We start from the raw sequence: 13182 nt of genomic DNA, 5'->3' as shown, positions 1-13182 counted from the left end.
CGCACCACCACCCGAACATTCACTCACGTCGACCCCAGCCTTCCAAGGCCGGTCGGCGCTCCGCAGAAGGACTGCTCTATGCCCGCGCGTATCGAGGACTACGCACTGATCGGCGACATGCAGACCGCAGCGCTGGTCAGCCGCGACGGAGCCATCGACTCGCTGTGCCTGCCGCGCTTCGACTCCCACGCCGTCTTCGCGCACCTCCTCGGAACCGAGGAGCACGGCTACTGGCGCATCGGCCCCGCCCACCCGAGTCACCGGCCCGCGCCGTCGGCGGCCCGGCGCCGCTACCTGCCCGGCACCCTGATCCTCGAATCCGAATGGGACACCCCCACCGGGCGAGTTCGCGTCACCGACTTCATGCCGCCGCGCGACAGCACCCCCCAGACGGTCCGCATCATCGAAGGCATCACCGGCACGGTCATGATGCGCAGTGCCCTGCGGATGCGGTTCGGCTACGGGCGCATCGTGCCCTGGGTGACCACCACCAATGACGGCCGTCTCCACGCCGTCGCGGGACCCGACTCGCTGTGGCTGGACACCGCGGCCACCACATACGGCCAGGACGAGGCGACATACGCGGACTTCACCGTCCGCGCCGGCGAGCGCGTCTCCTTCGTCCTCAGCTGGCAGCCTTCCCACCAGGCGCCGCCCCCGGTCCCCGACGCCAGCGACGCCCTCGAGACAACGGAGAAGTTCTGGTCGCAGTGGAGCTCGAACTGCACCTATGACGGCCCCTACCGCGACGCACTCCTGCGCTCCCTGATCACCCTCAAGGCCCTGACCTACTCGCCCACCGGCGGGATCGTCGCCGCGCCCACCACCTCCCTCCCGGAGGAGATCGGCGGCGTGCGGAACTGGGACTACCGCTACACCTGGCTGCGCGACGCCGCCATCACCCTCTCCTCGCTGCTGCGCACCGGCTACCGCGAGGAGGCCCGCGCATGGTGCGCCTGGCTGGTGCGCGCGGTGGCCGGCGACCCGGAGAACCTGCAGATCATGTACGGCATCGCGGGCGAAAGGTCGCTCGGCGAGGTCGAGCTGGACTGGCTTCCCGGCTACGAGGACTCCCGTCCGGTCCGAGTGGGGAACGGCGCCGCCCACCAGCTCCAGCTCGACGTGTACGGCGAGGTCGCCATGACCCTGCACGCGGCGCGGCAGGCCGGACTCGGCCCGGGCGAAACCGCCGCCCACCTCCAGGTGAAGCTGGTCGAATACCTGGAGACGGTCTGGGACCAGCCGGACGAGGGCATCTGGGAGATCCGCGGCCCACGCCGCCACTTCGTCCACTCCAAGGTCATGGCCTGGGCCGCCGTCGACCGCACCATCACACTCGTCGAATCCGGCGACGCCACCATCGCGCCCGGCATCCTGGAGCGCTGGCGGGACCTGCGCGACACCATCCACGCCCAAGTCTGCAGCAACGGCTACGACCCCGTACGCAACACCTTCACCCAGTCGTACGGATCGACGGAGCTGGACGCGTCGCTGCTCCTTCTCCCCCAGACCGGCTTCCTTCCCCCCACCGACCCGCGGGTCATCGGCACGATCTGGGCGGTCCAGCACGAGCTGTCCACCCCCGACGGGTTCCTCCTTCGCTACCCCACCGCTGGCTCCGCGCCGGGCGTCGACGGACTTGAGGGCGACGAGGGAGCCTTCCTCGCCTGCTCGTTCTGGCTCGTCGACGCCCTCGCCCTGAGCGGCCGCACGAACGAGGCCCGCACCCTCCTGGACAAGCTGCTGGCGCTCCGCAATGACCTGGGGCTCCTCGCTGAGGAGTGGGACCCCACGGAGCAGCGGCAGGTCGGCAACTTCCCGCAGGCGTTCAGCCACGTCGCCATGTGCGACTCGATTCTCGAACTCGCCGCCCACGAACAAGCGGAGAGGGCCCTCTGATGCCCGGCCGTCTGACCGAGATCCTGTACGCCCTGTACCTGCTCGCCTCGGGCCTGCCACTGGTTGCCGCATCGGCGCACCGGGAGCGGATGGCGGCACGGGCAGCAGCCGGGTTCCACACCGACGGGAACCTCGCCATACCCGCCCGCTGGATCGGCCCCGCCGGGACCGCGGTAAACGGGAGCGGGTCATCAGGCGGGGCGGGACGTTCCAGGCCCGGACCCAGCAGACCGCGACCTGGCTCGTGGCCGGCAGCCGGCCCCTCGCCGCCCCCTCCGCCGGCGCACTCGTTTCCGCAGCCGGGGTGTGGGCCACCCTGCTCACCGGCACCCTCATCCTCGCGGGAACAGCCTTCGCGCTGCGGGCCTCCCCTGTCCGCCACCTCGCGGACATGCCCGCCACCCTCAGCCGGAGCCCGGGATGACGCCCGACCCGCCGCCGTGATCTCGGGATCTCATCCGCGCGACGCCGGTCCTGCGGCGTCCGGAAGGCAATGACCTGATCGGACTCGACTTGTGAGGTAGCCATGGCGCGGTCCGGTGCGGCGAAGGGCAATGGTCGCAACGAGGCGATACACAAGCACCTGGTCCAGCTGAACTGGTCGGTGAGGGGCTTTGCGCGTCGGGTGTTCGCGCACTGTCAGGCCGTGAACCTGCCGCACACGGTCGCACCGAGCACGGTGGCGCGATGGTGTTCGGGCGACACCACACCGAGCCCGGCCCTCGCGGCCGCCGCCTGCCACGTGCTGTCGTCCGCGCTGAACAAGCAGGTCAATCCGCAGAGCCTGGGGTGGCCGGCGGACACCACGGACATCGCGACCGAGTCCTTGCAGTACGCGGACTTGTCGCACACGACCCGTACGCTGGCGAAGTTGTGGGAGATCGACTCTCTGCGTGACCCGACCCTGATCAAGAGCACGTTCTTCCCGGGGGTGTTCGGACTCGCTTCCCGGGAAGCCCTCGTCATGCCGCCCGACCCTGAGATCGCTGGACGCGGCACCTACAAGGTGACGGCCGCGGACATCACGCTCCTCGAAGACCAGACCAGGCTCTACGGCGCTCTCGATGGGCAGCACGGTGGCGGCAAGTTCCGCGCGGTCTTCGCCGCCTTCCTGGCCATGCACACCGTGCCGCTGCTCAACGGATCCTTCTCAGCGAAGGCGGGCAAGCGGCTCTACGGCAGCGTGGCGGACGCGGTGCTCGCCATGGCCAGCATGGCGTACGACGATCAACTCCCCGGCTTCGCACAGCGCTATGACCTGCAGGCGATGCGCCTGGCACAAGCGGTCGGTGACCACGCCCGCATCGCGCGAGTACATATCCACCAGACCCGGCTGGCCGCGGCTCAGGGCGACCGCCGGGAAGTCCTCACGCACGCACGCAGTGCCGTCCTCGCCGGTGAGGGGGCGCCGCCGATGGTGCGGGCCTACGCCGCCATCACCGAGGCACGGGCGTGGGCCTTCAACAAGAATCCGGAGCAGACGATCGCCGCGGTCACGCGCGCCAGGGACGGCTTCGAACGGGCCAAGGGGTCCTCGACGTTGGACTGGCTGTCGTGGTTCGACCGGTTCGAACTGGAGGCGCAGGCGGCGTGGGCGCTCGCCGGCGCAGGTCTGGTCGACGCGGGCCTGCTGGCGTTGAAGGAGGCCGAGGGCATGCCGTGCGAGCGCGTACGTGACCGGGTGGAACTGCTGATCACGGGTGCGGAGCTGGCCCGGCTGAGTGGGGACATCGCCGTGTACGAGCAGAAGGCCAAGCGAGCCGAGGAGGCCTCGCGGACGCTGGCCAGCCGGCGGCTGACCGCGAGGATCACACGGCTCACCGCCGGCCAACCCCTCGACAACTTTTAGACACGCCGCTGGCGCCCGCTGTCAGCCCGGAGAGGTGGCAGCGGCGGCGCGGAGTCTGGGGAGGAGTCGCGGCGGGACGGCCAGGCGGCCCGCCGGTCGTGGCCGGCCTCTCCCGCGAGGTGTGTCAGGCGGCCGGGAACAGGAGCCGGTACGCCGGCTGCGCCCTGAAGGGCCCCCCGCGATGAGGTGACTCCAGGGAACCCCGGTGCGCGTGCCCGTCTGCCGTGCGCAGCGTGGCGGACACCTGGTAGTCCGGGTGGACACCATCTGCGCTGAGGGTCGACCCAAACGTCAGATCCAGGGTGTCGCCGGGTTCAACCGGCACGGGGGTCTGGAACAGCGGGAAGTAAATCGAGGCCCAGTTGGTCTTCATCCGCAGTGCGTCGAGGGGGTCTTCATCGGGCAGGCACCAGAGTTGGAGCCAGGTCAGTACGCCGTCGATCCTGCCCGGGCGCTGGATGGTCAGCCGCGTAGTCGTCTGCTGCTCGGTGTGGAGGGTGCCGTTGAAGTCGAGAGATTCGATCGCGGCGCTGTCGGAGACCAGTGCATCTGGTGACGCATTCTCGATCCGAAGGCGCACGTCGAACGGTGCCGTGGCCCAGTTGAAGATGCTCTGGAGGTAGGGGATGGATTCGGCCGAGAATGCCACGTGCTGCTCGCCGAGAATGTCGGAGAGGCATCCAGCGGAGGCCAGCGTGACGGCCCGGTGCGGCACGACCACGCCATCTTGTGCCAGGTGCCTACGCCGGGCATCGGTGAGAACGGCGGCGGCGCCCTCGGCGCTCGCGAGGGAGCCGATGATCTCAGCCACGCACACCTCGGCATTGGGCGCGAACTCCAGGCCGGTCGATTCGCCGAGCAGCAGTGTGACCCGGTCCTGCAGCTCGTAGGAGGCGAGGTTCGCTGCCGCCTGGCGGAAGGTGTCTTCGATTACCTCGATTGCGGTGACCTGCCGGGCTCCGGCCCGCACGCTTTCCCGGGCCCACAGGATGTCCTGCCCGGTCCCGATGTCCAGGACGTGTTTGCCCGGCGCCAGCCGCTCCAGCGCGGCCCGGAACCTCTTGTTGCGTTCCTCGTCCGTCGTCATGGTGGTGTAGAGGTACGGGTCGTAGATGGGGTACTCCCCGACGCTGGGCCACAGGGAGGCCCGGTCCGATCGTTCGGGCTCCGAGCTCACCAGAACGTGCACGCTTTTCCCGTTCGCTTCGACTTCTCTGACTTCCCTCATTCGTCATTCCTTTCGGTGACGCCGGCCGGGACTGCCGTGGATTCCCGGCCGGCGGAATGGTGTGCGTCGAGAGCTGTCCCGCAGCCCTCGGGGGCAAATTCCGGTGAGGTGAGATCGCAGTGGTGATGCGGCCAAAACGCGAGCAGGCCGGGCGCGGTGCCAGCGGGCTGGTCCGTTCACTGGCTGTCGGTGGTGTACGCCCAGCTGATCTTGGTTCGGGCGTCAAGGAGCGAGCGCTCCCGGACGGTGCCAGGCCGTAGGGGCGTTCCGATGTAGAGCCAGCCCAAGAGCTGCTCGCCGTCGTCGAGGCCGAGGTATTTGCGGACCTGTGGTGCTTCGATCGCGGTGCCGGTGCGCCAGATCGAGCCCCAGCCGCGGCTGTGCAGGAGCAGCGAGAGGGTGGTGATCATGGCGGTGGTGGCGGCCAGTTGCTCCCACGGGGGTACGCGCGGGTGGTCGGGTACGGGGCAGTGAACGATGGTGAGGAGCAGTGGGGCGCGCAGTGGCTTGGCGGCTGCGCGGTGGGCCTGTTCCGGGGGCGTGGCTTCACCGAGTGCCTCGCCGAGGCGGGAACGCTCGTCCCCGGTCACGGGGATCAGCCGCCAGGGCCTGACCCGGCCATGGTCGGGTGCGGTGGCGGCGGCCTGGACGAGCTCTTCGAGTTCTGTGCGGGTGGGGGCGGGTGCGGTCAGGTCGGGGATGCTCCGCCGGGTGAGTACTGCGTCGAGGACCGGGTCCGGGTTCATCCGGCGGCCTCCCGCGCTTTGTCATCTGCGCGTGCACGCTCCCGCGTTGGCGGGGACATACGAGGGTCGTGGCCGGTCAGGCGGCGCAGGAGCGGGGCGGTGGCCGCGGTGGTGATGACGGCCATGATGACCAGGAGGGTGAAGAGCTGATCGGAGATGACGCCGAGCTGACGGCCGATGCCCAGGACCACGAGTTCGGTCAGGCCGCGGCAGTTCATCAGCGTGCCGACGGCTGCCGACCACCGCCAGTCGGAGCCGGTGAGGCGTGCGGCGCCGGCCGCTCCGCCCCACTTGCCGAGGACCGCGACCGCCAGGATCGCCGCGCCCCAGCCCCACTGGCCGGCCGGGAGGGCGGAGAAGTCGGTGTGCAGGCCGGTGTCCACGAAGAACAGCGGGAGCAGGAGCGGCAGGAACACCGCTCGCAGGCGTGCGGCGCCGCGTTCGACGGCGGGCAGGCGGCGGGGGGTGACGGCACCGAAGAGGAAGGCGCCGACCGCCGGGTGAACGCCGATGCGGTCGGTGGCGTACGCGGTCAGGCACAGGCCGGCAAAGAGCAGCGCGAGCACCAGGTCGTCGGAGGTGCGCCCGGCCCGTGTGAGGACCGCGGCGAGTGCCCGGCGCAGGAGGGTGAGTGCGAGGGCCAAGGCGGTGGCCAGGGCGAGGGTGGTCAGGGCGGCCGTCGGTGTCCCGGCGATGCTCAGGGAGATGACGGCGGTGAGCAGGCACCAGGCCAGGGCGTCGTCCACGGCGGCACAGGCCATGGCGAAGGTGCCCAGGGGGGTGGCTTCCAAGCCGCGGTCGGCGAGGATCCGCGCGAGGACGGGGAACGCGGTGATGGCCAGCGCGACGGCGACGAACAGAGTGAACGGGAGCCGGTCCACGCCGGGCGGCGCCAGGTGGGGGTACATGGCGGTGGCGAGCGCGCTGCCCAGGGCGAGGGGCAGCAGCAGGCCGCCCAGGCTGACGGATATGACGGAGCGGCGCGCGGTGCGCAGCGAGCGGAGGTCGAGCTCGAGGCCGATCAGGAAGAGGAAGGCGAGCAGGGCGAGGCTGCCGAGAGCGGAGGTAATGGGGAGGACGGACGGCGGGAGGAGGTGCTGCTGGATGCCGGGGGCGAGCCAGCCGAGCAGAGAGGGGCCGATCAGGATCCCGGCGAGGATCTCGCCGATGACGGGCGGCTGTCCGATGTAGCGGACGGCCCGGCCAGCGGCCTGGCAGGCGAGTACCACGGCGGGGACGGCCACGAGCAGGGACACCAGCGGGGAGGACACGCAGAGCTCCAAGGTTCCGGGGGCATGAGTGCTCATCGGCCCGGCACAGGTCGTGGGTACGGGCGGCCTGCCGGCCGGGCGCGGTGAGGGCCGGGGCGGGTCAGTCGCGGATGAGCGGGAGGGTGGTGCAGCGCAGGGATCCGGGGACGCGGGTGACTTCGGAGTAGTCGACGGTGAGGGCCTCGATGCCGCGCGCTGCGAGCTGCGCGGTGATGCGGTCGCTGCCCGCGGCGACGACGACCGTTCCCGGGGCGATGGCGAAGACGTTGGCCTGGACGGCCAGGGCCTCGGCGTCGCTCACGTCGATCAGGTCGAAGTGCTGCTCGATCCAATCGAGTTCGGCGGGCGGGAACACGGTGCGGTGGATGAGCGCGGTGCCGGGGGCGACGATGTTGAAGTGGTCGTCGAGGTGCACGATCCCGGGAACGCTGAAGGAGAGCGTTCTGACCTCCCGGTCGATACCGCCGGCGATCAGGGCTCGCTGCAAGGCTCGGGCCCCCGCGGGAGAGGTCTCCTCGCTGAGGCCGACCAGGACGGTTCCGGCGTGGAGTACGACGTCGCCGCCTTCGATGGTCCCCTCAGGCAGGTGGACGACATGGGGGCTGTCGGTGAAGAGCCGGGTGAGCGCGTCGGTCTCGGGCCGGCGGTGTGCGGAGTTGAGCCGGGCGAGGACGAGGATGTGGTCGATGACGAAGCCGAGGTCGCGTGGGTAGTGCTGTGCCGTGCAGCCCGAGGCGTCCTCCAGGAGGATCACTTCGGTGCCGCGGTCGCGCAGCAGGTGGATCAGGGCGTCCTGCTGGGCGCGGACCGTCTTCGGCCGGTAGTCGTTCCAGGTGCTGGTGGCCTGCTGGCGGTCGAAGACCGGGTCGGTGTGAGGGTCGGCGAGGTCGCGGACGTGGTCGCCGGCGTGGCGCATGGCGACGGTTCGGAGGGTTCCGTATTCGGTGGTGGCCTGGGGTATGAGCACGGCGGGTCTCCTGGGCTGGGCGGTTCGGGCGCAGGGCCGCAGCGGCACGCGGTGCCCAGGCAGGGCCTGGGTGTCCGGCCGGTCAGGACGTCGGACACCCAGGCCTCCTGTGTCAGCCGGTCGTGCTGGCCTGGGCGTTCGGTACCTGGGGCAGCCAGTGCACGGCCGTCTCGCGGAAGGATTGGTTGACGGGGACGAGGTCGGCGCCGGTGGTGTCGTCCAGGGCGGTGACGTTGATGCCGAGGTCGGGGATGTCGCTGTCGATCGCGGCGAGGCGGGTTCCGCAGTCGGGACAGAATCCGCGCTTGGCCTCACCCTTGAAGGTTTCGAACCACCGGATCTTGTCCCAGCCGGACCAGGTGATCTGGTCGTGGGGGAAGCCGGCCCACCACATCACGGGTCCGCCGCCGAGCTTCTGGCAGTCCGGGCAGCTGCAGGTGTGAGGGTAGTCCGCCAGGCCCGTGAGGGTGAAGCGGATCAGGCCGCAGCGGCAGCCTCCGGTCCGCACGATCCGCTCTTCGGTGTCCTCGGCAGCAGTGGCGTTCATCAGGTGATGTCCTTTGCGCGATCGGCCAGTTGGGCCCACCACTGTGCCATTCCCTTGAGGATCTCCAGGAAGCCGGTCAGCGCCTGGGCCAGGTCCAGGTGGAAGAGTTCACTCTTCCGAAGGAAGTAGGCCAGGCCCTCGATGTGGGCGGCCTCCACGCTCAGTCCCCCGACCTGCGCCGCCTCGTGGTCGTCGTCGAGGTGGAGGCGGTAGTAGAAGTCGAGCTTCTCCAGCTTGCTGCCGCTCACGCCGACCGTCAGCTCGCCGTACCGGTCGGTGATCTCCCGCAGGATCTCCGTCTCGGCGATGGCGACGCCCTCGGTGGCGTAGTAGCCGCCGGCGATGCTGCTGGGCTGATGCGAGTTGACCATCCGCTCGTGCAGGGACATCAGCATCAGCGTCTCGGGCGCCGGGACGTGGCCGACGACGAGGAGGTCCAGGTCGCTCAGGAGCGCGGCGGAGTACAGGACGTAGTGCGCGGGTACCTTGCCGGGCTCACCGCCTTCCTCCAGAAAGTTGCGGTAGAGCTCGTGTGCGAGGGCGGGGCAGTAGCCCGCGACGGAGGCGGTGGCCTGGCGGAGGTAGGCGGCGTTGTAGCGGGCGAAGACGGACAGCTCCTCGATGTACATCCGGGCCTGCGCCGCGGTGAGCTGTTCGGGGGCGACGAGGTCGCGGATCTGCCCGTACACGGTGTCGATCATCGGCTTGAGGTGCCTGTCGACGAGCACGGTGCCGTCGGTGAGGGTGCCCTGCAGGGTCCGGGCGATCGCGATCCGGGTCTCGGGGTTGGCCTTGAGGTAGGCGTCGACGAGGGAAGTGCCGGTGCTCATGCGCGTGCCTCCGGGGCGTTCGGGCCGGTGATGACGTGGATGCCGCCCGTGGCGCCGAGCGCGGCGAGGCTCTCGTGCACGGCATCGTCGTCGGGGAGGGCGGTGGGCGTGTTCGTGTTGAGGGCGTCGACCATGGCCTCGGTCAGGGGGGTGGTGTCGCAGGTGACAGCGACGCCTCGCAGGTACGCCTGCTGGGGGCCGGTGATCCGCAGCTGGTAGGGGGCGGGGATGGCCACCGCCTTGCCGGGCCGCAGCTGGGCGACGTCGAACACGGCGGCCGCTTCCATGCGGCCGAGGTCACTGGCGACCTTCTCCCAGCCCCCGTTGCTCTCCAGCTCCATCCAGCGGCCTTCCACGTGCTGGGCGACCGCCTGCTCGAGCTGTTCGCCAGCGGCGGCAAGGGCGGTGCGGGCCCGCTCGGTGAGACGGGCGGCGGCCGGGGCGCTGCCCGCGGCGGCGGGGTGCAGGGGCGACTGCGTGCCCATGGGGTTGTCGGGGTCCTCGCCGAGCACCTGCTCCAGCAGTTCGGGGAGGACGGACAGGCGCAGGATGCGGTCGTCGGGGTAGGTGTACAGGCTTACGGCCACCGAGACGCTGAAGTCATCCTGCCGGCCGACGTGGAAGACCCTCTTGGGCAGGAAGAGCGCGTCGCCGGGTTTCATGACGAAGCGCTCACCGTGCGGCAGGAGCCACTGGTAGTCCCCGAACAGGGGAGCCGTACTGCCGGTGAGGCGCACGTAGTCCTCCTGCGACCAGCAGTAGAAGTCCTTCACGCCCGGACCCAGGTGGCACAGGAACGCGTCCTCGGCGCCCTCGTGGACCCCGAAGGCGGTCCCGGAGTAGTTTCCGGCGAACGCGACCTGCTCGGCGCCGCCGATGGGCACGCCCCAGCCCTCGTAGAGGGAGCGCAGGAACTCGCCGAGACCGGCGGCCAGCTGGGGGGAGGCGGTCTCGAGGTTGTTGAGGACGAGACTGAAGCGCTTGGCGCCGACGAGGGTCTGCATCCACGGCACGAACTCGCCGTCGTCCCAGCCTTCCTTGGCCAGGACGGTCTCGATGAGCTCGTCGTGCCGGTCCTCGCCGACGTACACGCGGGCCCGCGCGGCGTGCTGCGTTCCGGCGACGTGCGCGCGGCGCAGCGACTCCAGCCCGTCCAGGGCGTCTTGGGGGCTGGCGGCGGAGGACGGGATGATCCCCTTGAACAGGTACGGGGTGGTCCGGTTACTGGTCGCTTCGGGAAACTCCCGGCTCCAGAACTCGCGGGAGGGAGGCCAGAGGGTGTTCACGCGATCTCCTGACGGTCAGCGCTGCGGGAGTGCAGCCGGCGAACGGGAAGGCGCCGCCCAAGGGCGGGGGCGGGGGCGCTAGCTCAGGTAGTCCTCGCGGCCGCCGGAGCGGACCGTGTCGAGGGTGAAGCAGTGGAATCCGCCGCCCGCCAGGCGCCGGTGGCGGTGGGCTACGGGGACGACCGTGAAGCCGCGGCCCTCCAGGACCCGGATCAGCTCGGGGTAGAGCGAGTTGACGACGACGGTGTTCTCGTCGATCGACAGGACGTTCATGTCGATGTAGCGGCTGGCGATGTTGAAGCCGAAGCTGCTGTAGTCGGGGAACGCGGACTCGTCCATCTGAGGCGGGTAGATGACGTCCCACGCCTGCATGGCCTTGGGCAGGTAGTCGAGGTACTCCGGAGCGCGCAGGAGCATCAGCCCAGGGCGCAGCGGCACCACGACGCTGTCGATGTGGCTGTCGGCGATCCCGTCCAGGAGGTGGAAGCGCAGCCCGGGGATCACCTCGCCCAGCCACCGCAGGGCCAACCGGTGATTGGCGTTGGCGGCGTTGACCAGGACGTCCGCGCCCAGGCGCATGCACTGCGCCCCGTCGAAGATCATCTCCAGGTCGAGGCCGTCGATGGGCAGGGCCGTGTCGGCGTCCATGACGGCCGAGACGTCGATGCCCTGCTTGTCGAAGTAGGCGGTGTCCAGGGAGCCACGGGCCAGCGCGGGCCTCGGCATGCTCACCCACCGCGCCCCGGCCGTGTAGTACCGCTGGAAGATGGTCTTGAGCTGGTCGTTCTCGAAGATCCGGGCGCGGACGTGCGGGGCGGTCTCCACGATCGTGTCACCGAGGATGACCGTGTTGTCCCGTACGTTGAGGGCCGGGGTGGCCCGCGCGTCCCAGTACGGCGAGCGGATGTCGACGTCCTTGCCCGGGGCGGAGGGCCGGTGGACGGTGACGCCGCAGGCGGCCAGGGCCGCGGCCAGGCCCTCGACGTCCTCGTTGAGCTCGTCGACGTACTGCTGCGGGATCGTAAGGAGCGTCTGGCCGGCCGCGGTGTCGGCCGCGACGTTGTCGAAGTAGAACAGCTTGAAGGAGGCATCGACGTGGTGCGCGTTGTAGTGGTCGGCGCGGCCGACGACGACCTCGCGGAGCGTGCTCCACTCGTCGAAGCTGTTCACGGGCAGGGCAGTGGTCATGGCGGGCCGCCTCCTTGGCGGCATCTGCCGAGCAGGTCGGCAGCCGGGGCAGGCGCGTGCAGGCGGGGCCCGCAGCGGCTCGGACGGTGAGTCGGACAGGGGTCCTGCGCGGCGGCTAGGCGGCGTTGGCCGTGTGCGGGGCGGTAGGGCGGGCGGGAGCGGCGGCGAGGCGCGCGATGATGTCCTCGATCACGCACCGCTGATCGGGTGTCGAGCGGCGGCGGAAGAAGAAGCCGCTACACCAGGGGATTTCGGACCACCGGTCCAGGCCCCGGCGCACCATGGCCGTGGCCTCGGGCAGCCGGCGGAAGGGAATCTGCGGGCACAGGTGGTGGATGGGGTGGTTCATGTCGTCGAGGTGCCCGCCGAGCAGGTGCCGGGTGAGCCAGTGCGAGGACCAGCCGCGGGTCTGCAGGAGCAGGTCCTGGTTCTCGATCAGCCCCGCGTGGTTGCCGAGGTCGGTGATCCACGTGACGGCCGGGCGGACCAGGACCAGCGGGACCAGCCAGTACAGAAGGAACGCGCCCACCGCGTCCATGGGCCAGCACAGGGTGAGGGCAGCACCCCACAAGAGGCCTCGGGCAGCCGGTGCCCGCCAGGTCTCCTCCGGCGCCTTCGTCACCAGGGCGCGCCCCGCGTTCTTGGGCAGGCGGAAGAGGGCGTTGCGGACGATCACCTTGAGCACGAACTCCCGGCGGGTGGGCTCCGGCCCGGCCCGGCGGATGTCGCCGGCCAGGTACGACTGGAACATGGGGTCGCGGGCCGATCCGAGCTCGGCGTGGTGGATGCCGTGGGTGATCTTGTATGGCAGGAACCCGTCACCGAGCAGGGCGGTCAGGGCGTAGCCGATCCACCGGTTCATCCGGCGGCTGGCCGCCAGTTTTCCGTGAACGCACTCGTGGGCCAGGTTCGACAGGTGCCGTTGCCGTACGCCGATGTAGCAGACGGCCAACGCCGGTCCGATGCCGTGCCCGAGCCACGCGCCGAGCACGGCGGTCAGGGCGATGGAGGCGACGTCGACCAGGACGTCGAGGAGGCCGACCGTCGGGCGGCCGCACAGGCCCTCCAGTTCCGCGATCAGTTCTCGTCCCAGCACCTGGCGGGCCGGCCCCGAAGCGCCGGTGCCGTAGCGGGTGCGGCGTGGGGGCGCCGGGGTGCGTGCTGCCCGCGCAGCTCGGCTGCTCATCCGATTCCTCCTGGCAGGGTCTGATGCTCTATCCGGTCCGGCACCCGGGGGTTCGGCCGTGCCGCGGCACGGCAGGCTTGCGGGAGGCGCGTCTGCTGCGGGCGCCCTCGACGGCCGTGAGGTGGCGGGAGAGCAGGATCGCCTCCGGACATCGGCCGGTGAAGCGCTCCCGCTGGCCGCTGGTG

At 70.5% G+C, this 13182-nt stretch carries 12 protein-coding genes; 3 read left to right on the top strand and 9 right to left on the bottom strand.

What is annotated here, in order from left to right; genetic code table 11:
• Positions 1-78 precede the first annotated feature (78 nt).
• The 3 genes from ACEPPI_RS24280 (at position 79) to ACEPPI_RS24270 (ending at position 3748) form a co-directional block, all read left to right on the top strand.
• Positions 79-1899 carry a glycoside hydrolase family 15 protein gene (locus ACEPPI_RS24280; RefSeq protein WP_373917369.1) on the top strand — a complete coding sequence of 607 codons (1821 nt, stop codon included), beginning with the start codon at positions 79-81 and terminating at the stop codon, positions 1897-1899.
• A gap of 244 nt (positions 1900-2143) precedes the next feature.
• Positions 2144-2323, top strand: coding sequence for a hypothetical protein (locus ACEPPI_RS24275; RefSeq protein ID WP_373917368.1), 180 nt, complete (start codon positions 2144-2146; stop codon positions 2321-2323).
• Between the two features lie 102 nt (positions 2324-2425).
• On the top strand, positions 2426-3748 hold the full coding sequence (locus tag ACEPPI_RS24270) for a transcriptional regulator (RefSeq protein WP_373917367.1): 1323 nt from the start codon (positions 2426-2428) through the stop codon (positions 3746-3748).
• A 124-nt stretch (positions 3749-3872) separates the two neighbouring features.
• Here the strand turns inward: ACEPPI_RS24270 and ACEPPI_RS24265 are convergent, their stop codons facing one another.
• The 9 genes from ACEPPI_RS24265 to ACEPPI_RS24225 all read right to left on the bottom strand — a co-directional run bounded on the left by ACEPPI_RS24265 (position 3873) and on the right by ACEPPI_RS24225 (position 12997).
• Entirely contained in the window at positions 3873-4835 is a 963-nt protein-coding gene (locus ACEPPI_RS24265; RefSeq protein WP_373917366.1) for a class I SAM-dependent methyltransferase, read from the bottom strand.
• A 317-nt stretch (positions 4836-5152) separates the two neighbouring features.
• A complete protein-coding gene (locus ACEPPI_RS24260) occupies positions 5153-5722 on the bottom strand; it encodes a nitroreductase (RefSeq protein WP_373917365.1) in 570 nt (189 codons plus the stop codon).
• Positions 5719-6993 carry a cation:proton antiporter gene (locus tag ACEPPI_RS24255; RefSeq protein ID WP_373917364.1) on the bottom strand — a complete coding sequence of 425 codons (1275 nt, stop codon included), beginning with the start codon at positions 6991-6993 and terminating at the stop codon, positions 5719-5721. The genes ACEPPI_RS24260 and ACEPPI_RS24255 overlap by 4 nt, the downstream gene beginning before the upstream one ends.
• A gap of 100 nt (positions 6994-7093) precedes the next feature.
• Complete coding sequence (locus tag ACEPPI_RS24250; protein WP_373917363.1) at positions 7094-7960, bottom strand: dimethylarginine dimethylaminohydrolase family protein; 867 nt, start codon at positions 7958-7960, stop codon at positions 7094-7096.
• Between the two features lie 112 nt (positions 7961-8072).
• Positions 8073-8507 carry a GFA family protein gene (locus ACEPPI_RS24245; RefSeq protein ID WP_373917362.1) on the bottom strand — a complete coding sequence of 145 codons (435 nt, stop codon included), beginning with the start codon at positions 8505-8507 and terminating at the stop codon, positions 8073-8075.
• On the bottom strand, positions 8507-9337 hold the full coding sequence (locus ACEPPI_RS24240; RefSeq protein WP_373917361.1) for a DUF3865 domain-containing protein: 831 nt from the start codon (positions 9335-9337) through the stop codon (positions 8507-8509). Before ACEPPI_RS24240 ends, ACEPPI_RS24245 begins: the two co-directional genes overlap by 1 nt.
• Complete coding sequence (locus tag ACEPPI_RS24235) at positions 9334-10623, bottom strand: hypothetical protein (protein WP_373917360.1); 1290 nt, start codon at positions 10621-10623, stop codon at positions 9334-9336. The genes ACEPPI_RS24240 and ACEPPI_RS24235 overlap by 4 nt, the downstream gene beginning before the upstream one ends.
• Before the next feature lie 78 nt (positions 10624-10701).
• On the bottom strand, positions 10702-11811 hold the full coding sequence (locus ACEPPI_RS24230) for an inosamine-phosphate amidinotransferase 1 (RefSeq protein WP_373917359.1): 1110 nt from the start codon (positions 11809-11811) through the stop codon (positions 10702-10704).
• Positions 11812-11926: 115 nt separating this feature from the next.
• Complete coding sequence (locus ACEPPI_RS24225; protein ID WP_373917358.1) at positions 11927-12997, bottom strand: fatty acid desaturase; 1071 nt, start codon at positions 12995-12997, stop codon at positions 11927-11929.
• Positions 12998-13182 lie beyond the last annotated feature (185 nt).

Source organism: Streptomyces sp. AB3(2024) (genome assembly GCF_041862025.1).
In the GTDB taxonomy this organism is placed as follows: domain Bacteria; phylum Actinomycetota; class Actinomycetes; order Streptomycetales; family Streptomycetaceae; genus Streptomyces.
This window is presented reverse-complemented; position numbering and strand designations above follow the sequence as displayed.